Annotated in this window: 21 protein-coding genes and 3 pseudogenes; 20 read left to right on the top strand and 4 right to left on the bottom strand. The window is 48.4% G+C overall.

The genetic code is table 11. The features are described from left to right. Positions 1-8: 8 nt before the first annotated feature. From MHH82_RS18035 to MHH82_RS17965, 15 genes and pseudogenes are all read left to right on the top strand, one after another. Positions 9-332 (top strand): annotated as a pseudogene (locus tag MHH82_RS18035) (DUF6157 family protein); the annotation flags it as partial. A 269-nt stretch (positions 333-601) separates the two neighbouring features. Next, positions 602-1,615 carry a LacI family DNA-binding transcriptional regulator gene (locus MHH82_RS18030; RefSeq protein ID WP_340967145.1) on the top strand — a complete coding sequence of 338 codons (1,014 nt, stop codon included), beginning with the start codon at positions 602-604 and terminating at the stop codon, positions 1,613-1,615. 13 nt (positions 1,616-1,628) lie between these two features. Then, positions 1,629-3,071 carry an extracellular solute-binding protein gene (locus MHH82_RS18025; RefSeq protein ID WP_445661973.1) on the top strand — a complete coding sequence of 481 codons (1,443 nt, stop codon included), beginning with the start codon at positions 1,629-1,631 and terminating at the stop codon, positions 3,069-3,071. A gap of 69 nt (positions 3,072-3,140) precedes the next feature. After that, positions 3,141-4,013 carry an ABC transporter permease subunit gene (locus MHH82_RS18020; RefSeq protein WP_009592462.1) on the top strand — a complete coding sequence of 291 codons (873 nt, stop codon included), beginning with the start codon at positions 3,141-3,143 and terminating at the stop codon, positions 4,011-4,013. Positions 4,014-4,021: 8 nt separating this feature from the next. After that, positions 4,022-4,888: a carbohydrate ABC transporter permease gene (locus MHH82_RS18015; RefSeq protein ID WP_015735761.1), complete on the top strand. Its 867-nt coding sequence runs from the start codon at positions 4,022-4,024 to the stop codon at positions 4,886-4,888. 22 nt (positions 4,889-4,910) lie between these two features. Beyond that, positions 4,911-6,224, top strand: coding sequence for a CehA/McbA family metallohydrolase (locus MHH82_RS18010; protein ID WP_340967139.1), 1,314 nt, complete (start codon positions 4,911-4,913; stop codon positions 6,222-6,224). 61 nt (positions 6,225-6,285) lie between these two features. Then, entirely contained in the window at positions 6,286-6,870 is a 585-nt protein-coding gene (locus tag MHH82_RS18005) for a TetR/AcrR family transcriptional regulator (protein ID WP_340967137.1), read from the top strand. Between the two features lie 137 nt (positions 6,871-7,007). Further along, positions 7,008-8,225, top strand: a complete 1,218-nt coding sequence (locus MHH82_RS18000; protein WP_015735758.1) for an MFS transporter — start codon at positions 7,008-7,010, stop codon at positions 8,223-8,225. Positions 8,226-8,354: 129 nt separating this feature from the next. Continuing rightward, a pseudogene (locus MHH82_RS17995) lies at positions 8,355-9,657 on the top strand (MFS transporter). Positions 9,658-9,810: 153 nt separating this feature from the next. Next, complete coding sequence (locus MHH82_RS17990; protein WP_251496572.1) at positions 9,811-10,833, top strand: ROK family protein; 1,023 nt, start codon at positions 9,811-9,813, stop codon at positions 10,831-10,833. Between the two features lie 128 nt (positions 10,834-10,961). Then, on the top strand, positions 10,962-12,173 hold the full coding sequence (locus tag MHH82_RS17985) for an MFS transporter (protein ID WP_340967135.1): 1,212 nt from the start codon (positions 10,962-10,964) through the stop codon (positions 12,171-12,173). 429 nt (positions 12,174-12,602) lie between these two features. Then, complete coding sequence (locus tag MHH82_RS17980; RefSeq protein ID WP_340967132.1) at positions 12,603-15,221, top strand: family 16 glycosylhydrolase; 2,619 nt, start codon at positions 12,603-12,605, stop codon at positions 15,219-15,221. Positions 15,222-15,562: 341 nt separating this feature from the next. Beyond that, positions 15,563-16,015, top strand: a complete 453-nt coding sequence (locus tag MHH82_RS17975; RefSeq protein WP_340967130.1) for a hypothetical protein — start codon at positions 15,563-15,565, stop codon at positions 16,013-16,015. Positions 16,016-16,182: 167 nt separating this feature from the next. Further along, complete coding sequence (locus MHH82_RS17970) at positions 16,183-16,665, top strand: DUF2975 domain-containing protein (RefSeq protein ID WP_015735753.1); 483 nt, start codon at positions 16,183-16,185, stop codon at positions 16,663-16,665. An 11-nt stretch (positions 16,666-16,676) separates the two neighbouring features. Beyond that, positions 16,677-16,898 (top strand): helix-turn-helix domain-containing protein, encoded by a 222-nt coding sequence (locus tag MHH82_RS17965; protein WP_015735752.1) that lies wholly within the window; start codon positions 16,677-16,679, stop codon positions 16,896-16,898. Between the two features lie 123 nt (positions 16,899-17,021). On the opposite strand, the gene MHH82_RS17960 is transcribed toward MHH82_RS17965, so the two are convergent. Together MHH82_RS17960 and MHH82_RS17955 are read right to left on the bottom strand one after the other, a co-directional pair. Next, entirely contained in the window at positions 17,022-18,485 is a 1,464-nt protein-coding gene (locus MHH82_RS17960) for an Msr family ABC-F type ribosomal protection protein (protein ID WP_340967125.1), read from the bottom strand. A gap of 121 nt (positions 18,486-18,606) precedes the next feature. Next, the gene (locus MHH82_RS17955; protein WP_251496564.1) at positions 18,607-19,818 is read right to left on the bottom strand and encodes an MFS transporter; all 1,212 of its coding nucleotides are present in this window, start codon (positions 19,816-19,818) and stop codon (positions 18,607-18,609) included. 532 nt (positions 19,819-20,350) lie between these two features. Here MHH82_RS17955 and MHH82_RS17950 point away from each other — a divergent pair. The 3 genes and pseudogenes from MHH82_RS17950 (at position 20,351) to MHH82_RS17940 (ending at position 22,492) form a co-directional block, all read left to right on the top strand. Beyond that, positions 20,351-21,040 carry a DNA alkylation repair protein gene (locus tag MHH82_RS17950; RefSeq protein ID WP_445661994.1) on the top strand — a complete coding sequence of 230 codons (690 nt, stop codon included), beginning with the start codon at positions 20,351-20,353 and terminating at the stop codon, positions 21,038-21,040. 218 nt (positions 21,041-21,258) lie between these two features. Further along, a pseudogene (locus MHH82_RS17945) lies at positions 21,259-21,480 on the top strand (glycoside hydrolase family 11 protein); the annotation flags it as partial. Between the two features lie 172 nt (positions 21,481-21,652). Then, the gene (locus MHH82_RS17940) at positions 21,653-22,492 is read left to right on the top strand and encodes a formylglycine-generating enzyme family protein (RefSeq protein WP_340967121.1); all 840 of its coding nucleotides are present in this window, start codon (positions 21,653-21,655) and stop codon (positions 22,490-22,492) included. 23 nt (positions 22,493-22,515) lie between these two features. Here the strand turns inward: MHH82_RS17940 and MHH82_RS17935 are convergent, their stop codons facing one another. After that, complete coding sequence (locus MHH82_RS17935; protein ID WP_015735746.1) at positions 22,516-22,857, bottom strand: winged helix-turn-helix transcriptional regulator; 342 nt, start codon at positions 22,855-22,857, stop codon at positions 22,516-22,518. A gap of 105 nt (positions 22,858-22,962) precedes the next feature. Here MHH82_RS17935 and MHH82_RS17930 point away from each other — a divergent pair, with 105 nt between their 5' ends. After that, positions 22,963-23,883: an arginase family protein gene (locus MHH82_RS17930; protein WP_251496556.1), complete on the top strand. Its 921-nt coding sequence runs from the start codon at positions 22,963-22,965 to the stop codon at positions 23,881-23,883. A 107-nt stretch (positions 23,884-23,990) separates the two neighbouring features. Here MHH82_RS17930 and MHH82_RS17925 read toward each other — a convergent pair whose 3' ends face one another. Next, positions 23,991-24,863 carry a hypothetical protein gene (locus MHH82_RS17925; protein ID WP_340967119.1) on the bottom strand — a complete coding sequence of 291 codons (873 nt, stop codon included), beginning with the start codon at positions 24,861-24,863 and terminating at the stop codon, positions 23,991-23,993. Between the two features lie 289 nt (positions 24,864-25,152). Between MHH82_RS17925 and MHH82_RS17920 the strand changes: the two genes are divergently transcribed. Then, positions 25,153-25,257 (top strand): DUF6254 family protein, encoded by a 105-nt coding sequence (locus MHH82_RS17920; RefSeq protein WP_015735743.1) that lies wholly within the window; start codon positions 25,153-25,155, stop codon positions 25,255-25,257. The last annotated feature ends 40 nt before the right edge of the window (positions 25,258-25,297 follow it).

Genomic DNA, 25,297 nt, shown 5'->3' with positions numbered 1-25,297 from the left:
ATAAAGGCGAGTCTAAGACCATACCGGTGATTCAGTATGAGCTGCTGTCGAACCACCCTTACCGATACACGCAAGAAGATGTGTTGTTCGAAGTGTTTGCCGAGCGTAATCAGATTCCGGAAACGGAAAGAGCAGCCGCTCGCGAGAAGTTTTTTTCGAAAGGGCAGCCTTGTCTCCGAACCTCGTCCTTAGGCAAGCGCTATGGCTGGGGGATTCATCATGACGCTGAAGGGAAAGTCGCAATCTACGCCGTAGAGTCAGACGAATACCTCAAACTCATGAACGATCAAAGCATTGCTCAATGTAAAGCGATGCGCTCAAAGAAAGCCTAGGAGATGCACGGGAAGGATAAACTTTAACGGTAATTGAGCTCAGTAGGGATAGCTTTTCTATCATATACGTGCATATCAAGTCGCCTGATAGGCGGCTTTTTTGGTTTGCCAAAAAGAAACGAGTTTCATTCCTAAGATTTAATTTTCAATTAACATAAACCTGCATTCTATTCAATTATTCTTTTTTAAAATCAATCACGTAGGGTTATTAAACCGGTTTAATGATCCAGCAATCCATCAGATTCTGCTAGAGAAAGGAACAACGATAGATGGCTACCATTGATGACGTTGCCAGGATGGCTGGAGTATCCAAGGGAACCGTGTCCAGTGTGTTCAGCAAAAAAAGGCCGATCAGCCAACAAGTGACGGAGCGGGTATTAGAGGTAGCCCAAGAGCTGGGATATTTCCCGAATCACCTGGCCCGAAGCCTGGCGATCAAGAGGACGATGAGCATCGGCCTCAAGATACCTCTCCCGCCTGATGGGACGATGACGGCATTCGATACTCAGTTGATTAACGGTGTGATCCAGGAATGCTCCAAGCAAGGGTACCGCCTAGTTCTGGACACCTTGCCCGAGCAGGAGGATCCCACTTTATATTCGCAGGATCCTGTCGATGGCGTCATTCTGCTCAACCCGCGAAAAAATGATTTGCGAATTCAACGGTACCTGATGATGGGCACTCCTTTAGTGCTGGTGGGGCGGTCGGATCCTTATGACGATACGATCAGTTACGTAGATAACAACAATACAAACGTGGCTCAAACGGTTGGAGATTATTTGCTCCGGAGCGGACATCAAACTGTTCTCTTCCTGAATGCATCCTCCGATATGACCGTGTCCTTTGATCGAAAGCTTGGCTTGGCGGAGGCTTATAGCCAACACGGCCTGCCGATGCCTGAAGAGTATGTAATGTACTATGACCACAAGCTGCATGCCAACGGCACGGAATACGGATATATGTCCATCATGAACACTTATGGAAACATGAATTATACGGCAGTCATAACGGATACGGATCGAGTGGCGCTTGGCGTGCTGAGGGCTGCCAGGGAGCTGGATATCGAGGTACCCGAACAGCTATCGGTCATCGCTCTCAGCAATGATGCTATTCTGGCACAGGATATGAATCCAAAGCTGACATCCGTGGAATTGTCGGCAGAGACGCTCGGAGCGGAAGCAGCCAAGCTGTTGTTCGAGAAAATAAGCGATAAACGTATCCACAGGCAAATCATCATACCCGCGCAGCTGGTTGTGAGGGAATCCTGCAAATTTCTTTCTTAACGACAATGAAGGAGTGGTTAGCTTGGTAAAAAGAATCAAGATCATGAGTGCAATCATGGCTGTATCTCTGTTCGGCGGGCTGCTTGCGGGTTGTTCCCCGAACGCAGGCAGCAGTAGTACACAGGAAGGCGGCAATGCCGCGTCCCAAGCTGCATCGAATGCTGAAGAACGTACGCTCAAAATCATGACGGGTGTCATCGGCGGCAAAACGCCTGAAGAGAATACGCAGTTCGAGCAGGAAATCGAGCGTCTAACCGGCATCAAGGTTACGATGAACAAGCCGGCTGCCGACTATGACCAGAAGCTGCTGGCAGCCATCGCTTCCGGGGAAAAGTTCGATCTGCTGCAGATCAGCAAAGAGAAAATGTCCACGTTCATGGATCAAGGAATTCTTACACCGTTGACCGATCAAGTGAACGGCTCCAAGGTGCTTTCGGATCCCAATGTCATTCCCGCCAAGGAGTGGGAACAAGTCAAGACGAAGGATGGCGAGATCTACGGCGTGTTCACCAAGTACCAAGGAGGAACGATGCCGATCGTTCGCAAGGACTGGCTGGACAAATTAAACCTGCCCGAGCCTGAAACGCTGGACGATTACTACAACGTCCTCAAAGCTTTCACCGAACAAGATCCGGACGGCAACGGCAAAAAAGACACGTACGGACTCAGCACGGCCGGCATGTACGAACTGCAGGGCTTCTTCAGCGCCGCAGGCCTGAAACAGCGATATGTCGAAACCGCTGACGGCAAGCTGGACGTTCCGTATTCCACGGATGCGGCCATCCCGGTTTATGAATGGCTGAACATGCTGTTTGAGGAAGGTATTCTGGATCCGAACTTCACCACGAATGACACCGGTAAAATGCGCGACCTGTTCCTTGCTGACCGCGTCGGAATGATTACGTATTGGGACGCTTGGGTCGGCATGCTGAACAACACGCGCCATGAACAAGACCCGAATACGGAATTCGAAGCGAAGGGCTTGCCGGGTGCAGCCGATGCGAACGGCAACCACATGCTGCGCAGGGGCGATCCGGACGTATGGGTTATACCCGTTAATGCGGAGCATCCGAAAACAGCTTTCGAATTCATTGAATGGTGGCATTCCGAGGAAGGGATAACCCTTGGCAGCTTAGGCATCAAGGATGTGGATTACACGGTTGACAACGGCAAGTTTACGCTGACGCAAACCGGCAAAGAGCATGCTTCCGACCATGGCGTTCCTTTCTGGTACAACCGTAATGTCGAAGCGCCTTTCGGTAAACTGCCGGGCGTGCAGGAAGCGCAGGATCTCGTCGATCAATACGCTGCTTTGGAATTAACGCCTTCCCATTGGGCAGATGCCGAGAAGATCATCAATGAACATTCCTTCAAAGCGATCATGGGCGAGATGCCGGCAGCCGACGCCGTAAAGAAAATGCGGGAAGCACTTAAAGCCGGCGGGTATATCGATTAAAGCTTTAAGAGCAGGGGGCGGTGATCACGCCGCTCCCTCTTTATTTTTCGATCATGGTGGTGAATTTCCGTGAAAGCCATATTCAAATACAAAACCTTATATTTTATGATGCTTCCCATCCTGGCCTATTTCCTCATCTTTTCCTTTTATCCGCTGGCCCGGGGACTTGCCATCAGCTTTCAAGATTACCGGCTGATCGGAGACCGGCCCTTTATCGGTTTCGATAACTATCTGAGGGTACTGAAGGATCCGGTGTTTTGGGAAGTTTTTCAAAATACGATCGTGATCGGCGCGGGAGGCTTTATCATCAACTTCTTTTTGCCGCTGATTCTTGCGCTCTCCTTAAATGAAGTGGCTTCCGCCTGGTTCAAAAAAATGACCCAGATGATTGTCTATTTACCTCATTTATTCTCTTGGGTGGTCGTAGGCGGGATGTGGATTCTGCTGTTGTCTCCGGATACAGGCATCGTGAACCAGATCATTCAGCTATTCGGCGGCCAGTCGGTCGGGTTCCTCTCTTCGGATCGTTATGCCCGCATCGTCATGATCCTTACTTCAGGTTGGAAGGAGATGGGATATACCTGCATTATGTACCTGGCCGCCATCGTGAACATTAATCCCTCGTTGTATGAGGCTGCTAGCATGGACGGCGCCAGTCGTTGGCAGAAGGTCCGTTACGTCACCGTTCCGATGCTTCGTTCCACCATGAAAGTGGTCATCATGTTAAATGTATTGGGGATCCTGCGTTTGTTCGATCAAATATTCGTGATGAGTAATGGCGCCATTGCCAAGAAAGTTGACGTCATAATGATGTACACCTATCAAAAAGGGATATTGGAATTTAGCGTTGGACCAGCAACGGCGGCCGGCTTCCTGGTGATTTTGGCAACATTCACGCTGACGTATGTAACAAGAGCGGTGATCCGCTACGATGAAGGGTGAGTCGGTATATGAAATCAACGAATAAATTTAGCTTGCCTGGCCGTTTGTTTGATACGATCAATGTTCTGTTCCTCCTTCTGCTCGTTTTGACCATGGTTATTCCGTTCATAAATACACTCGCGCTTGCATTCTCATCCAATTTTGCTTCCATGCAGCCGGGGATCGTATTCTGGCCCAAGGAATTCAGCCTCGAGGGATTCTCCACCGTATGGAACCGCATGAAGCTTTATTTGCCTTTTACGAACAATGTCATTGTGACCGTTGTCGGTACCTTAGGTCATGTCTTCCTAAGTTCCATGGCGGGCTATGTCCTGATACAGAAAGGACTTCCCGGTAAAAAGTGGATGTTATCCGCGATCCTGCTAACGATGATGATTCCAAGCGAGGCCATCATGATACCGCTCTATATCGTGAATCAGGATTTAGGACTCCTTAACACGCTGTCCTCATTAATACTTTCAGGTTTCGTATCCGGATTCAGTGTCATCCTCATGCGAAATTTCTTTTTGAGCGTTCCTTACGAAATGTCGGAATCTGCCCGGATTGACGGAGCCGGAGATCCTCGGATCTTCTTTACGATGTACTTGCCGCTTGCGAGCGCAGGACTGGCAACGGTTACGCTGTTTGAGTTCGTCAGTCGCTGGAACCAATTCACGCCGGCCGTCCTTTATATCAACGACTCGTCCAAATATACGCTGCAAATCGCGCTGAAATCGCTCATCGTCGATACCGATTCGACCTCGAGCAATTTCATGATCACGACCAATGTCCGAATGGCGGGGATTGTCATTGCCTTGCTCCCGCTCATCATCATCTATCCGTATGTGCAAAAGTATTTTGTCAAAGGAATGTTTGTCGGCGCAAATAAAGAATAGGCAGAGAAGAGGAGGAAGCAATATGACACAACAAATCGAGCGGAGGACCACATCGGTTTACAAAAGATACATTGAGCATTCGGAACAAAGCTCGTACATTGAAATTCCGTTCCAAATGCCACCGGATGTCGAAGAAATCCACGTAAGCTATCAGGTGGATTCCCATGGCGGCGACACCGCCAAAGCGGTCATTGATCTAGGGATACGTGACGCTGAGAGAGTAAGAGGCTGGAGTGGAGGGGCTCGTCAGGAATTCAATATCGGTCTCAATACAGCCACCCCGGGTTATCTGCCCGGACGGCTCGCCCCAGGAGAGTGGGCTATTCTCCATAATGCCTACAAGGTGCCCGCTGAGGGTTGCTTGGTCACGATCGAAATCGAGTTTACCTACAAAGCATGGCGGTGGCTGAAGGGAGATCTTCACACGCATAGCGTTCATAGCGACGGGTCTTATACGTTGGAAGAAAATGCGGCCATCATGGAAAGCCTGGGCTGCGATTTTTTGGCCATGACCGATCATAATACGAGCAGCCAGAATTTTGCTTATCCGCGCGGGACCTCGGTGCTTATGATACCGGGTACGGAGTTTACGACGAATTATGGTCATAGTAATTTCCTTGGCGTGACGAGCCCCATGGATGATTTTCGAGTATCGGGAATATCCGATGTTCACGAGAAGTTTCGAGTCGCCCGCGAGCGGGGGGCCAAGATTGTGCTGAACCATACGCACTGTGATCACTGCCCGTGGGAGTGGGATTTCGATGTGGATTACGACGGGGTAGAAATCTGGAACGGGCCATGGAGAGAGCACAACAGACGCGCGCTTTCTTGGTGGCAGGAACAGCTTGTCGCAGGGAGACGGCTGGTAGCCGTAGGCGGAAGCGATGTGCATCGACCGGATTCCAATGTGAAGCATGCGATGCCATGCGTATGGGTCTGGACCGATGCAAAAACGGTGGAGGGCGTCCTGAACGGTATTAAGGAAGGCCGCGTCGTGATTACCAATTCGCCTGAAGGCCCTTTTGCCAACCTTCAGTGCGGTGACTACGGCATTGGAGATGAAGTGCCATATGAGCAATCCGGCGAGGTGGTCGTTCAACTGGATGATGTAATGGCGGGCGATCTGATTTGCCTGTACAGCGAGCGGGGTCTTGAGGAAGAGATTGCTGTGGACTCGGAAGGTGAAGTTATACTAACGTTTGACGCTAAGCATAGAAGCTTCTTACGGGCAGAGGTTTGGCGACAGTTCGGACAGGCGGATGGCATGTCGATGGCGGTAGTGACAAACCCCATCTATTTTGCTTCGAATGGAGGTACGGTGAAAATAAGTGATTGAAAAAATACTGGAATGTTCGTTCCAAATAGTCTATACTCGTGTTGAGAAGGAGGAGGTATGAATGGGACGGACCAAAGAATTTGACCGTGAGCAGGTGCTTCGCAAAGCGATGATCGTTTTTTGGGAGAAAGGGTACGAGGGGGCAAGCATACCGGATTTATTGCAAGCGATGGAATTAAGCAGGTCCAGCATGTACGAAACATTTCAGGATAAACAAACGCTTTATTATGAGGCCATCCAGCAATACAAAAAAATGTCGCAAAAAAAACGCGATCTGATGAACCATGCCCCTTCTGCGATCGCCGGGATCCGCCAATATTTTGAACTGCATATCACGAACGCGTTTGCGACGCACGGTGAAGCTTACCCGAACGGATGTCTGATTACGAACGCTTCCGTGGGTCTGGATGCCATGGATGAGCCCTTGCAGAATACGATTCGCCAGAGCTTTACGGAGCTCGAGCAGTTGTTCTACGAGAAATTAAAAAAGGGACAGGAAACGGGTGAAATTTCCCCCGAGAAAGACATAAAAATGTTATCGTTCCTGCTGCTTAATCTCAATCACAGCATCAACGTGATGGCCAGGATCCAAAGCGACAGCGATAAAGTCCGCGGCATGATGAACGCCGTTATCGAGTCGCTGTAGAGCTTTTTTTCATCATTCTGGAACGATCATTCCGATTAAATCCCCCTTGCTTAAGCACGGAGAGGGAACGTATTCCCATATTGGAATGAACGTTCCAATATAGTTACACTATCATTTTTATAAAAGGAGTGCTTCTCATGAATGTTAATGGAAATGCAAAGGGCAAGTTGGAGATTTCCGCGTCCCCCTGGATTATGCTGATTCTTGCTGTTGCGTGCGGCTTGATCGTTGCCAATCTTTACTATACGCAGCCTTTAGTTGAGTCGATCAGTTCATCTATAGGATTATCTTCAGGAGCCGCAGGAGTTATCGTCACGCTGACCCAAATCGGTTACGGGATCGGCTTGCTGTTCATCGTTCCTTTGGGAGATTTGCTTGAAAATCGCAAACTGGTGGTTACGCTGCTGATGCTGACGGCCGTCGTCTTAATCTTTGCCGCCGCAGCCCGAAACGCCGCTCTGTTTCTTGCCGCCTCCTTGTTTATCGGCGTGGGGTCCGTTGCGGCCCAGATCCTGGTCCCTTATGCAGCGCATCTCTCCCCGGAGGAGACGAGAGGACGCAATGTCGGTAATGTCATGAGCGGACTGTTGTTAGGAATCATGCTGGCCCGTCCGGTTTCGAGTTTGGTGGAAAATTACTTCGGCTGGCACGCTATCTTTATGATGTCATCCGCCATTCTCTTCGTGCTGGCTCTGGTTTTGATCAAAGTACTGCCGGCAAGGAAGCCGCAAACAACCGATAAATACCCTGCAATCATCACATCCATGCTGGGGCTGCTGAAAACGACGCCGATACTACGTCGCAGGGCGCTGTATCACGCTTTTCTGTTCGGGATGTTCAGCCTGTTCTGGACAACGGTTCCGCTTGTATTAACAAGTCCGCTGTATCACTTTTCCTCTGCAGGCGTTGCGTTGTTTGCTTTGGCTGGAGTATCAGGCGCGGCCGCCGCACCGCTTGCCGGCCGCTTTGCGGATAAGGGTCTGATCCGGCCCGCAACCGGAATTGCCATCGTGCTGGTGATACTATCCGGACTTTTGCCGATTGTGTTTGCCGGCGGTTCTCTGCTCTCTATCGTGATCCTGGTACTTGCCGCCATCCTGCTGGATATGGGTGTGTCCGCCAATTTGGTGTTGGGACAACGCGCGATCTTCACTTTGGGAGCCGAGGTACGGAGCCGGCTGAACGGCTTGTATATGGCGATCTTTTTTGCCGGCGGGGCCATAGGCTCCGCAGCAGGGGGATGGGCATACGCTATGGGCGGCTGGAAAGCGGCGATGTGGCTAGGCGTTCTTTTTCCGGCCTTGGCATTGCTCTACTTTCTGACGGAACGCAAGGTGGAGCGCGGCAGCAAATAAGAAAAGGCGATACATGTTTTCATCAAGCGTTTTATAGGATAACTTAGAAATATTCTGTAGGATATATGGATCGTAGATAATCCATAATGAGCAATTAAAAAGAAATGTCGCCTAACGTTAAACGGTATAATGAGTGTAATTCGCGTGAGCGAGATCATACGAAAGGGTGGGACGATGTCAGAAACCGAAGATGCCCAGAAAATCCATTGGAAAAGGAACATCATTCTCTTTTTAAGCAGCCAAACACTCTCGCTGTTCGGGTCTGCCTTGGTTCAATATGCCATTATGTGGCACATTACGCTGACGACGCAGTCGGGCATCATGATGACGCTGTATATTATTTGCGGATTCATTCCGACGTTCCTGCTGTCGCCTTTTGCCGGGGTATGGGCGGACCGCTTCAACCGTAAAACGCTCATTATGATCGCGGATTCTATGATCGCGGTGGTTACGCTGATGTTGGCCATTACGTTTATGCTTGGCTATCAGGCGGTTTGGCTGCTGTTTATCATTTCCGCCGTACGCGCGCTCGGGGCCGGCATTCAGACTCCAGCGGTCGGAGCCATATTGCCTCAAATCGTGCCGCAAGATAAGCTGACGAAAGTAAACGGTATTAACGGCAGCCTACAAGCGCTGATCATGTTCGTAGCGCCCATCGTCAGCGCGGGATTGCTCACCGTAGCAACGATCGAAGCGATTTTTTTTATCGACGTCGTTACGGCTGCGATCGCGATCTTTACATTGTTTGTCTTTCTCAAAATCCCGCTGCACAAAAAGGCGTCGGACACGCAAAGCACGGGTTATCTGGACGACTTCAAAGAGGGCTTGGTCTACATTAAACAGCATTGCTTTTCTCAAGTCGTTTTTTATCTTCTTCGCCTTTTTTTTCGTGCTTATGGCGCCTGCAGCCTTTCTGACCCCGCTGCAGGTTACCCGCAGCTTCGGGGACGATGTATGGCGCTTGACGGCAATCGAAATCGCGTTTTCCGTCGGCATGATGGCTGGAGGGGGGATCATTGCTTCCTGGGGCGGCTTTAATAATAAAGTGTACACGATGGCTATAGCCAGCTTCGTCATGGCCGTGTCCACGTTTGCGCTCGGCATTGTGCCTGTTTTCTGGATTTATTTGGCCATCATGGCTGTATTCGGAGTAGCGATGCCCATATTTAATACGCCAACGACTGTCATGCTGCAGGAGAAGGTGGATGAAAATTATCTGGGGCGTATATTCGGTGTCTTCGGGATGATTTCGACTTCCATGATGCCCATCGGGATGCTGATATTCGGTCCGCTTGCCGACGTGGTCAAAATCGAATGGCTGCTGGTCGGTACCGGATTGTTCATGCTCGTGCTTACGGTTTTCTTCATGCGCAATAAGCGATTGGTTGAAGCGGGAATGCCGCTGCCGCAGGAAGAAGCCTCACCGAATTAATTTACCGGATCTCATCTCAGTAACATGAAAGCCGCATGACATATGCGGTTTTTTTGTTCTTAACGCATAATTATGCCGTTTTGTATACCAGGTAAAGTAGTATATCATAGGGATAACATAGATTAAGATGATACATGTGTGCAGGGGGGGCTTATGAAAAAAGCAAACGCTAACTTAATGAAAGAAATCAATTTAAATATTGTCCGCAAAGCCATGAAGCGAGTAGAAACGGCGACGAAGCCCCAATTGGCCTCATTGACCAAGCTGAGTGTGGTTACGGTGAATTCGTTGGTCAAGGAGCTGTATGAGCTTGGGGAATTGTTTGAAGACGATATCGTTCCGTCCAACGGCGGGAGGCCCGCGCTTACCTATAGATATAATTATAATTTCAGCCTGGCTCTTGTCGTTTATTTGAAGGAGAAACAGGGAGAAGAGCTGATCTCGGCAACGGTCGTCAATTTGGAAAATGATCTGTTGGCTAAAGAAGAGTACACCATGCCTGTATTCGATCGACAGCGCTTCTATGAAATCATTGAGCATTACATTGGGCTTTATCCCTCCATCAAGGTGATTGGCATCGGCATTCCGGGACAGGCCGTCAATGGAGAAATTACGGTAAGCAGTCATCGAGAATTAACCGGGTTTCGCATGATTGAAGAGATCGAATCTCAATTCGGGCTGCCCGTAATGGTCGAGAATGATGTGAATGCAGCCATTAGCGGTTATTCGATGAAGGAGGATTTGGAAGGTGACCAGTGCGTGCTAGGCATGTACTTTCCTATGAAATATCCGCCTGGCCTAGCTATTTATCTCGATGGGAGGATCGTTAAAGGGAAGAACGGCATGTCGGGCGAGATCAAATTTCTGCCCATTGGACTGGATTGGAATCAAGAGATGACAACGGAGAAGTTTGTGCAAGCTGTGTGTAAAATCATACATACTGTTAATGCCGTCCTGGCACCTGACAAAATCGTGATATATCAATACCGAATGGAGGCAGATGCCTGGTCTCAGGCTTGGGAAACTTATCGGCTTCAACATCCCATGCCTTCTTATCCTGAAGTGGTGTTGAAGCAGACGTTTCAAGAGGACTTTGAAGCAGGCATGCGCTGGCTAACCCTGCAAGAATTGGAACCGACCCTTGATCTTGCAGTTGACCGGAACCCTCGGAATTGAAATTCCGGGGTTTTTTGCGTCTAGAATCTTGACAAAAAAAAGATGCTGCTGCATATTAAATAAATACACTTTATAAAGATAGTTTATTTAGTGAAGACGATGCATTTATAATGGGAGAAGGTGTACACTTGGCAACCTGGTTTTTGATTATCATTTATCTGGCTTTTATTAGTTTGGGACTACCCGATTCTTTACTTGGATCGGCCTGGCCGGTGATATGGCCCGACATTGGGTCTTCCGTCGGCTCTGCAGGCATCGTGTCCATGGTTATTGCAGGAGGAACCATTGTTTCTAGTCTGGCAAGCGGCTCTATGATAAAGCGGTTAGGAACAGGGAGAATCACCCTGTTCAGTTGCTTCCTGACTGCAGGAGCACTGCTTGGTTTCTCCTTGGCTCCCTCTATGGCATGGCTTGTCGTTCTGGCCATTCCACTGGGATTAGGGGCGGGTGCTGTGGATGCCGCTTTGAATCATTATGTTGCTGAGAATTATAAGGCGCATCATATGAACTGGTTACATTGCTTTTGGGGTGTCGGGGCAACAATGGGGCCCATTATTATGTCCTCTTACATTGCAGATCATAATTCTTGGAGAAGCGGATATACAGCTGTATCCATAATCCAGTTCTCGCTCGTAATCATTTTGCTCATTACGCTCCCTTTATGGAAACGCGTCGCAGCAATGCAGGAGATTGACCGGCCGCAAACCGAAAATGTAGTCGATAATGAAAAGCGCCAACAGGAGCAGATCGTAAAAGCAGGCATATTTCGAATCAGAGGCGTTAAACCAACGCTTACGGCATTTTTATTCTATTGTGGAGTCGAAACCACGGTGGGGTTGTGGGGAGCTAGTTACCTTGTCGGTGCTAAACATATTTCAGCCGATACGGCTGCCATATGGATTTCTTTATATTACGGAGGTATTACGCTAGGAAGACTGATTACCGGCTTTATCACGCTGAAGGTTGGCAATCGTCTGTTGATCCGCTATGGACAGCTCATCACCATTCTAGGTGGGATTATCCTTGTGCTACCTCTTAGTGCTTCCTTTTCTCTGACGGGATTTATGCTGATTGGACTTGGCCTTGCGCCCATTTATCCTGGACTTCTTCATGAAACGCCTTCTCGGTTCGGAAAAGAACATTCGGCCAAGCTGATGGGTTATCAAATGGCCGTCGCCTATACGGGGACCACGCTGCTTCCCCCCATGTTTGGATTGGTCGCTTCGCAGACAAGCATCGGATTGTTCCCTTCCGTTGTCCTTGCCTTCCTCATCTTCATGTGGCTGAGCGCCGAGAAAGTGAACCGAATTTTGAGCAAGCAAGCGAAACAAGGGACGTAATTGTTTGCGTCCTCCACATGATAACCACAAAGTTGGTGCTACAAGAAAAAGGAGCTGATGAGCATTAGGTCTACAGCTCCTTTTTCTATTAGGGCAAGAAAAATGAGGGAATTGATATCAGGCGATCATGAGCTTTAAAGTTTACCCAATTAATATTATGTCAACTAATCCAAAAGACAGAAGGCTGCCGAAGAGGCAGCCTTCTGTTCATTGTCGTATGGAAAATAACTCTACGCACCATGATTCGCGAATTTCTGACAGTAGCCAAGTCTTTGCATTTGGGTTATCCAAAATATTGAGACCTTACCCTAAATATGGAACCTATTCATCAGATTAGGAATTCGATAGAATGAAGACGTCCTCAGCTGTAAGCGTTTTCCTGCAGGTGCTATTGCTGAGAGCACACAATATGAACAAGGGAGGGTATTCATGAAGAGATCTTACGCGACGGAAAGGCGGTACTTGCAAAAGGGATTGAGTTTGTTCTTCGCGGTTGTCATGCTGGCTAGTGTCGGATTATGGCCAGCTTCGAAGGTCGAGGCAGCAGATACTACGGTGACCTCGATGGATTACTTTTCGGCGGCTGACGGACCGGTCATCTCCAAAACAGGAGTCGGACAGGCCAGCTATGGCTTTGTTATGCCCATATTCAACGGAGGCGCAGCTACTTGGAATGATGTAGCCCAAGACGTGGGCGTCAAAGTGAAAGTGGGCGGCAGCTGGGTCGATATCGATAGTGTGAGCAGCTTTATTTATAATCAGAATTGGGGACATTGGAGCGACGGAGGATTTACAGGTTATTGGTTCACGCTTTCTGCAACGACGGAGATTCAGCTGTACTCGAAAGCGAATGGGGTTACCCTGGATTACAGGCTGGTGTTTCAGAACATTAACAAAACCACGATCACGGCCATGACGCCGACCCAAGGGCCGCAGATTACTGCAAGCTTTACGGGGGGCGCCGGTTTTACCTACCCTACGTTCAATAACGATCCGGCCGTGACCTATGCAGCCGTCGCTGATGATTTGAAGGTGTATGTGAAGCCTGTTAACAGCAGTGCTTGGATTGACATCGACAACAACGCTGCAAGCGGCTGGATCTATGACCAAAACTTCGGACAATTCACGGACGGAGGCGGCGGGTATTGGTTTACCGTAACGGAGTCGATCCACGTCAAATTGGAATCGAAAACGTCCGGAGTTAACGTCGTGTATACCATCACTTTTAATGAAGCCGTACGAAATTCGTATGTCATTACGCCTTATGAGGGAACGACCTTTACGGCAGATGCTAACGGTTCTATCGGCATTCCGCTGCCTAAGATTGACGGGGGAGCGCCGATAGGCAAGGAGCTTGATAATTTCGTATACCAGATTAACATCAACGGGCAGTGGGTTGAGCTGGGGAATTCCGGCCAGAGCGGATTTACATACGCTGCCAATGGTTATAACAACATGTCCGATGCGAATCAATGGGGATATTGGGCCGATTATATTTATGGCCTGTGGTTTCAGCCCATCCAGGAAGATATGCAGATCCGGATCGGCTATCCACTGAACGGACAAAAGGGAGGCAGCGTGGGCAGCAATTACGTCAACTACACGTTGATCGGCAATCCGGATGCTCCTCGTCCGGATGTAAGCGACCAAGAGGATATTGCGATCGGGACACCAAGCGACCCGGCCATCCAAGGCATGAATCTCATTTGGCAGGATGAATTTAGTGGCACGACATTGGACACAAGCAAATGGAACTATGAACAAGGTTATTATCTTAATGATGATCCTAACACCTGGGGCTGGGGCAATGCGGAGCTGCAGCATTATACCGATAGTGCGCAAAATGTGTTCGTGCAGGACGGGAAGCTGAACATCCGCGCATTGAATGATCCTAAGTCTTTTCCGCAGGATCCAAACCGGTATGCCCAATATTCCTCCGGTAAGATTAACACGAAGAATCATTTTACCTTGAAGTACGGACGAGTCGACTTCCGTGCCAAACTGCCGACAGGCAATGGCGTATGGCCGGCACTATGGATGCTGCCGCAAGACAGCCCTTACGGAACATGGGCAGCATCCGGCGAAATCGACGTGATGGAAGCAAGAGGGAGATTGCCTGGTTCGACGAGCGGTGCCGTACACTTCGGTGGAACATGGCCGGCGAACCAACATATTTCTGGGGAATACCATTTTCCGGAAGGGCAGAACATCAACAATGATTATCATGTCTATTCCGTCGTATGGGAAGAGGACAACATCAAATGGTATGTGGATGGCAAGTTTTTCTTCAAAGTGACGAATGAACAATGGTACTCCTTGGCCGCGCCAAACAATCCGAACGCACCTTTCGATCAGCCTTTCTACCTCATCATGAATCTGGCGCTGGGCGGAAATTTTGACGGCGGCATTTCCCCGAATCCGTCCGATATTCCTGCTACGATGCAGGTCGATTATGTGCGGGTTTATAAAGAAAATGGCAGCGGAAATCCCGGAAATGTGCCGGTTACCGGCGTCACGCTGAATCCAACCACCGCACAGGTGGAAGTGGGTCAGAGTCTTCAGTTAAACGCCGGCATAGCGCCCTCCAATGCAACGAATAAGCAGGTGACTTGGACCGTTTCGGGTGCGAGTGCTGCCTCTGTGAGCCAGGAAGGCGTCGTGACGGGGCTCGCTCCGGGTACGGCAACCGTTACGGCTACGACCGTCGACGGCCAGAAAACCGCTTCTTCCACGATCACGGTGGTACCGGCGCCATCCACCGTGATTGTCATCGGCGATGAGGTGAGGGGACTGAAAAAAATCGGCAATGACCTGCTGTTCTATATCAACGGCGCTACCTTTGCCGATCTGCATTACAAGATCAATAACGGCGGGCAGCTGAACGTAGCCATGACCCCAACGGGGAACGGCAACTATACTTACCCTGTAAACAATCTGAAGCAAGGGGACACCGTCGAGTACTTTTTCACCTATAACCCGGGACAAGGAGCCTTGGATACCCCTTGGCTCACCTATATCCATGGCGTGACCCAAGGAACGCCGGAGTAAATTGATACTTCGACAGATCATGCTTTTAACTGGAGATACGGCTATTTATTTCGGTTGCAGGAGTGCAATTCACATCTTCTAACAGGCGGGGGCGAAGTCTTACGACTTCCCTCCGTCTGTTATTTTGTTTTTTCCTATAGAGCACCACAATGGTATTGCAACTCGGCATGAGGCATCGCAATGAAACGCACGGGTTCAACAACTGCTTATCATGAGCCATTTTTTAGAGTCGTTTTGCCTAACGATATGCCTAGTATTTTGGTATAGTTATGGAAGAAGCTGCCGAGACACTCGAAAACAATCTTGTCATTTAATGACTTACCACGAGGGAGGAGATGCGGATGAGCAAGCGCTTTTGGTATGTCTTTTTGGCAATTTGCGTCCTGATCCTGCTTAGCGCGACGGCATATTCGGCAAGTCAAAACCGCACCTCGTTCAAGGAGTTGGTCCTTGATCAGCTGAAGGATTCCGGCTCGATCCGTGAGCTGGACATTGTAAGAAACCGGAACCGCCCGAACGAGCAGCAGATGAAAATGACGGATCAAGCGGAGATTGATCGCATCGTGAACGGCTTCTCGGAACTCAAACTGCGTAAGAACAGCGTAAGGGATCACAGCGGCGACGAATATGAGATCCGGTTGAGTACCGAATACGGCCCGACCTTTACAATAGTCGTTTATAGTCCAGACCATATACGGATTTATAACCATTCGAGCAAGCATAAAAGATACGGCAAGGAGTATAAAATCGTGAGCGATTTCGCTTCAGGCGTCTTTGAATCCCTGTTCCGGTAACATCTTGTGGATGAAAGCATTCTTCTTAATGAAGAATGCTTTTTTTTCTTTTGCAGAATAAAATCGTGTAACAGCAATAATATAATTAAAAACAATAATGATTTATTGTAAATCGATAAATTATATGTTAAAGTCAAAAATGAAAATATCGAAGTGAGGTGCTCTTGATGAAACAAGTTTCAACGCTCTTTTTAAAGGTGGCTGTTATTCTTATCGGTATTCCGATTCTTGCTTTGTGCATCTTTTTGGTGCCGGAGATCGCGAATTTTGCTGCCGAGCTGTATCCGGATATGAGTTATATTAAATATCTCGTATTCATCGATTTTTATGCCGCGGCGATCCCGTTTTACTATGCGCTGTATCAAGCCTTTAAGCTTTTAAGTTATATTGATAAGAACAAGGCGTTCTCGGAATGGTCTGTACGAGCTTTAAAAATTATAAAATACTGTGCAATCACAATCAGCAGCTTGTTCGTGGTTGGCCTGCCGCTATTCTATCTTGTCGCGGAGAAAGACGATGCCCCGGGCATCATCTTGATCGGATTGGTCTTGATTTTCGCCTCCATGGTGATTGCCGTTTTTGCCGCCGTCCTTCAAAGACTGTTACAAGAAGCTATCGATATCAAATCGGAAAACGACTTAATAATCTGAGGTGAAACGACATGGCCATAATAATCAATATCGATGTGATGCTGGCTAAACGAAAAATGAGCGTTACGGAGCTTTCGGAGAAGGTTGGAATCACGATGGCCAATCTCTCCATATTGAAGAACGGAAAGGCAAAAGCGATTCGATTATCGACTTTAGAGGCGATTTGCAAGGCTTTGGAATGTCAGCCCGGAGATATTTTAGAATATCGAATGGACGAAGACCAGCTGGAATAAAAATGGAGCATCCTAATTAAACGCAAAAAGGCTTAGGGCCCGCCATAAAAGGCTGCCCTAAGCCAAACGGTTTACACAGCGAAACAACATACCCTATCATCCGCTTGAAGACCCGAACGGTGATTAAGCCCTCTGAATGATTTTTTTGTCCTCGATTACATATACGGTATCGGCTACATTCTCGATCAAACGGACATCGTGCGATATGAATATGATCGTTCCCGCATAGTGCTTCATCAATTGTTCCAGCGCTTCCACCGCAGGAAGATCCAGAAAATTGCTGGGTTCATCCATCAGCAGGATGTTGTACCGTCCTAACAGCATTTTGGCAAGCTGCAATTTCATGATTTCTCCGCCGCTCAACACGGATAAAGACTTTCTTACGTCCTGTTGAGAAAATCCCATCGATGCCAGAACGGCTCGGATGTCCGGCACTTCATAATCACTGTCTTCCAACATGAACTCCATAACCCCTTGATCACGGTCAAATTTGTAACCCGTTTGGGCAAAATAGCCGATTTCCGCTTTAGGGGATACGGAAATACCATGCTCACGATGGAGTATCATTTTGAAAAGCGTCGTTTTCCCGGATCCATTCGCGCCGGTGACCGCGATCTTGGCGCCCAATGGAAACTGGAAGGTGGCCTCCTCGAAAATTTCCTTGCCCTCAAACTGTTTGCAAATGTCTTTCCCTGTAATCGGAAACGGATGATGAAGCTCCAAAGCTTTGCTTTGCCGAAAACGAATGGATCGCATGGCTTCAGGAGGTTTCACCTCACCAAGTGCCTCGATTCGATGCTCCATATTTTTAGCGGCATTATGGAGCTTTTTCTGTTTGCTGCCCGTCGATTTTTGATGAGCCAGGCGGCCGCCGCCTTCGGAGCTGTTTTTTCGTGAAGCGCCCTTAGCCTTTTGATCCACTTTTCGAGCCTGGCTAAGCTTTTCGGTAATGGCTTTCTCCAGCCGCTCCCGTTCCGCAGTAAATTGCTTATATTTTGCAGCCTGACTATGCCGCTCCTCTTCCTTATGGCGCAGGTAATCGGAATAACCGCCCCAGTACTCCGTGATTTTCCCCTCATTCAACTCCCAGATCTTGTCGACGACCTGGTCAAGGAAATAACGGTCGTGACTGATGATGAGTAAGGCGCCGGAGTAATATTTAAGCTGGTGGACCAGAAAGTCTATGCCATCCCGATCCAGGTGGCTCGTCGGTTCATCGGCAAAAATTCCGTGCACCTCTCCGGAGAGGGCCTGTGCTATTTTTAGCCGTGTTTCTTCACCGCCGCTCATATATTCCGCTTCACAGCTCTCAATTCCCAGCTTGCCGATTAAAGCGTAATCTTGAATCTCCTGTACAATGACATCATCCAATTGGGGAATATAACGGAAGTTGCCTTCCCGAATGACAGTACCTTGGGACAAAGGAATTTCCCCCAGCAAGGCTTTTAGCAGTGTGCTTTTACCTGCTCCGTTCGCGCCTACGAGACCGATTCGGTCATAGTCGTAAAGCTCCAGTCCATCAATGTCCAGTACATCGCGCCCCGAATATTCCACAACCATATCTTTTGCTTTTATCAAAAATCCCATATGGATTCCTCCTTCAAAAATCGCAGTTTCTGTTCGCAGGATCGCCTGCGATTAAAGAAGAGAGGTTTAAATAAAGAAGAACCAATGGATGGATCTCATAAGAATTTGCCTCATTTCATATTTATTTGTCTAAATTTCGGATAGATGGAAGCAGCACGCATAGAACTGCAATTCCTATGATGCATAGCCCAGATAACATAAACCACGTATGAATTCCAATTCGATCAGCAAATATACCCGACACGATTAATCCGATCGGCATGGCGAAGGACATCATGCTGCCCAATAAGCCGAATACACGCCCTAAATACTCAGGTTGAATTTTCTCTTGAATCAGGGCCATCTGTACACCATTGTAAAACGGGCTTGAAAAGCCCATCAATGCGCTGCACAGAACGAAGATCAGGAAGCCGTGGATCGGCAGCAGGCCGGAAATGAACAAAGCAATTCCCATCAACGATATGGAAAAAATGATGCTCATCGCTCGGTTCTTGAAGCCGCCCCAAACACTAAGCAACAAGCTGCCAATCAACATTCCAAGAGCAAAGACGATTTCTACGATCGAAGCGTGGGTTGCCGTCCCGCCGAAATAGCTCATGCTCATTAAGGGAAACAATGCGTTGATTGGCATAAAGACAAACATATACAGCGCACCAATCCAGAGCAATGCAAACAACCCCTTGGATTCCCGGAAAATACGAAATCCTTCTTTTACTTCCTCGAAAAATTTACCTTTAACATCTTCGACCGCCGTAACTTGCGTCGGGATAGCAACCATGGCCACGGTGGAGCTGGCAATCAATGCACCTAATACATCCATGGCAATAATGGCGTTTAATTCCCATGTTGCATATAGGAAAGCTCCAATAGCTGGGCTTAGAATATAACTCACAGATTGTACCGATTGGCTGTACCCAGCGCATTTCGTTAATTGATCTTCCGGTACCAGCAAAGGCGTTACGGCACTCAAAGCAGGCGTGTGAAAAGCCGTTCCGATACTACGGACAAATAACACGATCATTACGACCCATACTGGTAGATCGATGAAGAATGCGACCATGGCCAAGGCAGCACCAGCGGCTGCTACCATAAGGTCTGCACCGATCATAACCAATTTCCGATTCCATCGGTCAACCAAAACACCGATCATGGTTCCCAAAACGGCTTGAGGCAAAAAACCTACCATGGTTGCCATGGAAAGCACCATAGCTGATCCTGTAGTCTCGGTTAGGTGCCAAATGATAGCCATTTGAAGGACGGCGCTCGTAATTAGTGAAACCGCCTGACCTGCCCAGATCGTAAAGAAATTTCGCTTCCAATTTTGTTGTATCATGTCCATTCTCCCTGTATTTTTTATTGTCCGGCTGTTTTTTGGCAATAAAAAATACAGATTCGAGTCCACAATGGGGCTTAAATCTGCATGAATAACGAGAGAAGATGGCGATACAAAGGCATAGCAAAAAAGCTAACCGTGTCGCAATCCATGTCTACACACGCAGGAAATAAGCAGCTCAAAAAAAGCCCACATTCGTGGTTGGAAAATCCGCTTTTTATGGCCAGCTTATCTTATCCGCATGGAATGTAACATAGATCACAAGCCTCCTCATCAATGATACGTTGAATTCTAGCATTGACGGCTATACCTGTCAATGAAGATGGGCTCAGTCCACCATAAGGAGAAGCGGGGGGGGGTTCAAAGAGAAAGGACGCATCATGGTTAACTTTGGTTGTAAGGCTGCACAAGCCGACTTATGATATAATTTTTCGTAATTAATATATTTCCATCCTTACCCGGATATCTACGTGATTTACTAATGAATACTGTACAAAAAAGGAAGTGGATTATATTGGAATTCGACGTGGTTATGCAGGAACTGGAGGCACTCGGCAAGGAACGGATTAAAAAAACCTATATGAGCAATGGTGCACACGAGCCGCTTTTTGGGGTTGCTACTGGCGCAATGAAGCCGTTAGCAAAGAAAATCAAGAAAAATCAACCTTTAACAGAGCAGCTTTACGCCACCGGCAACTATGATGCGATGTATTTTGCCGGCATTATTGCAGACCCCATGATCATGACGGAAGCAGATTTCGATCGTTGGATAGATCGTGCCTATTTTTATATGCTGTCAGATTATGTGGTTGCCGTGACTTTGGCCGAAACAGAAATTGCTCAAACAGTTGCCGATAAGTGGATCGCTAGCGGTGAAGAGCTTAAAATGTCGGCAGGCTGGAGCTGCTACTGCTGGCTTTTGGGTAATCGTGCGGACGCTGCATTTGATACCGTCAAGATCGAGAGCATGCTCGAACAGGTGAAAAACACGATCCACGACTCCCCTGAACGAACGAAATCCGCGATGAACAATTTTATATACACCGTAGGGGTTTCTTATTTGCCAAGCCATGATAAGGCGGTAGAAATCGCGAAGGCCGTCGGCCCAGTCGAAATCAAAAGGGACAAGAAGAAGAGCAGCATCCTGCTGGCTTCCGACAATATTCAAAAAGAGATCGAGAGAGGGAAGATCGGATTTAAACGCAAATATGTAAGGTGTTAGGCAAGTCTGCATTAAGAAGAATCGAGCTCAATCGAATAGGGACAAAATATAAGTATGCATAAGTCGCGGGAAACGCGGCTTTTTTTGTTTATGTTATCGGCAAGGTTAGAGGCAAGTTATCACTGAATATCCGGAGTAACCCATTACTTACTATAATTACCAAGATAATCTATACATCATATTTAATTTGTTAATTTTTATGTAACCGCTGTCAAATGCGATACAACGCGCCCTCGATTGACGGCACACAAACATTTGCCCAGTATTGGAGCGTTCGGCAATCGAAGAGAGCTACAGGCGTAAACTCCAGCATCACGTTCAGCAACCACGTGAACGCATGGGCAAGCAAAGGAATGAATCTGGGAAGCAGCTGGTCTTACCAGGTGTTAGCGACAGAGGGCTATCAAAGCAGCGGGAGCTCCAACGTAACGGTGTGGTAATCAACCATCAATCATAAGTAAGCCGTCATCCTAACCAATCCGTTATCCGGATGCGTTGCAGGCCGTTCTCTGTTTGAGCAGCGGCCTTCGACGTTGCCGGAGGCGAGTTGCGAACCGGGGCATGACTTATCGGTTCTATCGGTTCTTCTATCAGCTTAAAGGAGATCTATCCATGAGAAAGCTATGCTTGTTTCTTTTTATAGCAGCAATGCTTGTGATCGGTGCTTGTTCGCAGGATAAACCTGATAAGAAGGAAGATCTTGTGTTCGTAGAAGGTGGGCCTATTAAGAACAACAAGTCCAACTACGCTGGACAAAGCGTGTCGGTATCGAGCTTTTATATCGGCAAATATGAGGTCACTCAAAAAGAGTGGGAGGAAGTCATGGGGAGCAATCCCTCGGAATTCGTAGGGGATCAATTGCCGGTTGAAATGGTGAGTTGGTATGACGTTGTGGAGTACTGCAATCGAAGAAGCATACAGGAAGGATTCGAACCGTATTACAACATCCACAAGGATGAAAAAGACGCAAATAATAAGAATGATAATGATCATATCAAATGGACCGTAACGATCAATGAGGGAGCTGACGGCTACCGGCTGCCTACTGAAGCGGAGTGGGAATATGCTGCAAGCGGTGGCCAGGCGAGCAAGGGTTACGCATACAGCGGAAGCCATAATGCCGACGAGGTTGCATGGTATTGGAGAAACGCCGGAGATCAGTACTTATCCGGAGATTGGAACTGGCCCATCATCGAGAACAACCATAATCAAACCAAATCGATCGGCACCCAGAAGCCCAACGAGTTAGGCATATACGATATGTCAGGCAACGTTAGGGAGTGGTGCTGGGACTGGTACGGCGACTCGAACAGCCAGAGCGGCATCTTTCGGGTGGTGAAGGGCGGCGGCTGGATCGGCGACGTCAGCAACAACGAGATCTCGTTCCGAGGCAAATTCGATGCCAATGGCTTTGGCCCGGATCAAGGGTTTCGGGTCGTTCGCGGAGCGTAGTCAAGGAGCCAGCCGTTCCGATTTTAATCGTATTGATTCTTTACTCCCCATTCGCATAACCCTTCCAAAACGGGTAATAGCGTTACCGCTTTATCCGTGAGGCTATACTCGACTTTAGGGGGGACTTGAGGGTATTCTTTCCGTTTCACGAGTCCATCCGCCTCCAATTCCTTAAGCTGCGAACTCAATGTTTTGTAAGTAATGGCGCCGATCTGTCTCTTCAGATCATTGAAGCGGACCGTTTGGTTTTCTGCAAGAAGGTAGATAATGACCATTTTCCATTTGCCGCCGATCACGGACACCGTATAACCAAAAGGCGTATCTTGAATATTCTTAACTTTACCTTTAAATTCAGCCATGCTCATATTTACACTATCCTTTCGGGTAGTACCTTTCAAATAAGTGCGTACTACTTTTTTATTTGTGCTCAGTCTATACTAACCTTACTTTGAAGTAAAGGAGACAACAGCATGACTAAAAAAACGAAAACGATACGCCTGTTAATGCCGCAATGGCAAGGGGGGAACAACCCCAACTACTCTTTTGGAGCCGAACTGCTTGCTTGGCTGGCTCCGGATAATGATCAACCCCTTATCCATGTTCCCGTCCAAACCTATGATGGAACGCCTCTTGTAAACGAGAACGGTATGAATGGCAGAACACAGCTGCTCGAACAGTTAAAGGCGGCTCATCATCTTATCCATGCACATAAGCCGGATCGCATTGTCATGTTTGGCGGTGATTGCTTGGTCGAACAAGCTCCTTTTGCCTATTTGAACGAACGATACGACGGAGAGTTAGGTTTAATCTGGATCGATGCTCACAGTGATTTGGTGAGGTATGTAGGCTATGACAACGGGCATACGGTACCGCTTGGGAATCTGTTGGGAGAAGGGGATGAGGAGTTTGCCAAACATGTGAACATCCCTCTAAAACCCGAGAACGTCTTTATTGCAGGATTAGCAACGCCTACCGAACAAGAAGCCAAGGTGATCTCGGAAGGATTCCAAAAGCTAGGCATCGGTTTTGCGGAGCAGGACACAGACATGATTCAGAGGCTGGGCATTCGAACTGCTGGCACCGAGGAGTTGAAGAACAGTACTGCGCCTATTAAAGCGTGGATTAAAGAACGCGGAATTAAGCACCTGGCCATTCACCTCGATCTGGACGTGCTTGATCCCAAGGCATTCAGGTCTTTGCTGTTCGCCAATCCTGAAGAACCCTTCAATTTATCTCCACAGGGAACCATGCAATTGCCGCAGCTGCTTCATCTGCTGAAGGAACTGTCTGAAGAGACCGATGTCGTGGGTTTAGGGATCACGGAGCATCTGCCATGGGATTCTATCTATTTGAAGAAACTGCTGGGTGAAATGCCTATTTTAAATAACTAAAAGCCACAAACCGTTTTATCATCGATGGATCATACGGGACAGAAGTCGCCATGATCAAAAAGGAGGTTTCCTGCAGCGATTAATAGGAAACCTCCTGTCTCGATCATTCAAACCCAATCGCCGAAAATCGCGCGGGCTTTGTTCCAATCGACGCCCATGCTGCCTTGCCAGCCAGCCCAAGGCATCTCCATGTCGGAACGGCCCTTGGTGTTGTCCAGTGCAAACTCGGCATGGATGATTGTTGCTGTGTCCGTCCAGCGGTCCGGAGCGAGCTCCAGGATGCGGTTGGGGAGCACGCCCACCCTAGCTAGCGCCTGGAGCATGCCACGGCGAATGCCCGCGTGACCCTTCAAGATTTTTTCGCCGGTTAACCGCTTCTCATACTGCCCTGGCGTTTCGCCAGCCTCGGCCCGGTCCAAGCTCTGCAGCAGCTGTCTGAAGGCGTGCTTGTCATTGTCCGTTGCCTCAACGGGCTCTTGCTCCAGCAGTTCGACCAACTCGGCCATATCCACGTATGCGCCGAAGCTTGATCCGCTGTAATTGTTGCCCAAATGCATCTCGTAACGTATGTAAGACAGATTGTCCCATCCTTCATGGCTGTGGCTGAAGCCACAGACCTTGCAAGCCCGAAGCCATTCGGGTTCCTGGTAAGCGTGGGGGCGTGCATGAATCATGGCGTGATAACTGGCCAGCGTGGATATGCCTCGGGGCCAGCTTCCACCCACCCCTGCAACAAAGGCATTGCCAATGCTGGACCAGGTCAAGCGAACGTTCGAACGCAGCTCGATCAGTCGGCCCAAGATTTCGTCATGCCGAATATACTGCGGATCGTTTGCGACCCATCTGCTGGCCTCCAGCAGCTCCTGCTTTGCCGCAGTAAGTGTTTCTGTATTATATACGCTTACCTCACGCTCCCGGTCATAGTTGTAATTGGTATGGTGATACAGCTTTTTCAACATGCGCATTTGTTTGTTGTCCATGATTGCTCCTTTCATTCGAGTGCGGGTTGCATACGTTCTTCCGGTAACGGCGGGTTGTCCTTATTCCATTATAAACGGAACAAGCAGCGTAGGACATGCGTTTAAAGGACCAAGCAGGAATTGAGAGATGAGCAATTCGATTCGAGCTTCTCAATGCCTTGAAGGTCTTGGGCTTCGCGCGAGTAGAACGCGTGGTGTTGTGCATCCTATTTTCATGAATGAACCAAGCCGGGGAATGACAATATAAGATGGTAGTATACATCTCTGTTTCCAAAGGAGGATATCTGTCATGGCTCACCAGAAGAGAAGGAAAGAAGCTGCCTGGAAGTCGCGTAAGCAAGAACAGCATCCCCATGGTAAAATCAAATCGCTCAAGGAACTGTCCAGCGAATAGGTTGGAGAGCATACTACTTGGAAATCAAAAGACTGCCCGG

Source organism: Bacillus sp. FSL K6-6540 (genome assembly GCF_038007545.1).
The sequence above is the reverse complement of the archived record's forward strand: the minus strand, read 5'-3'. Positions and strand labels throughout refer to the sequence as shown.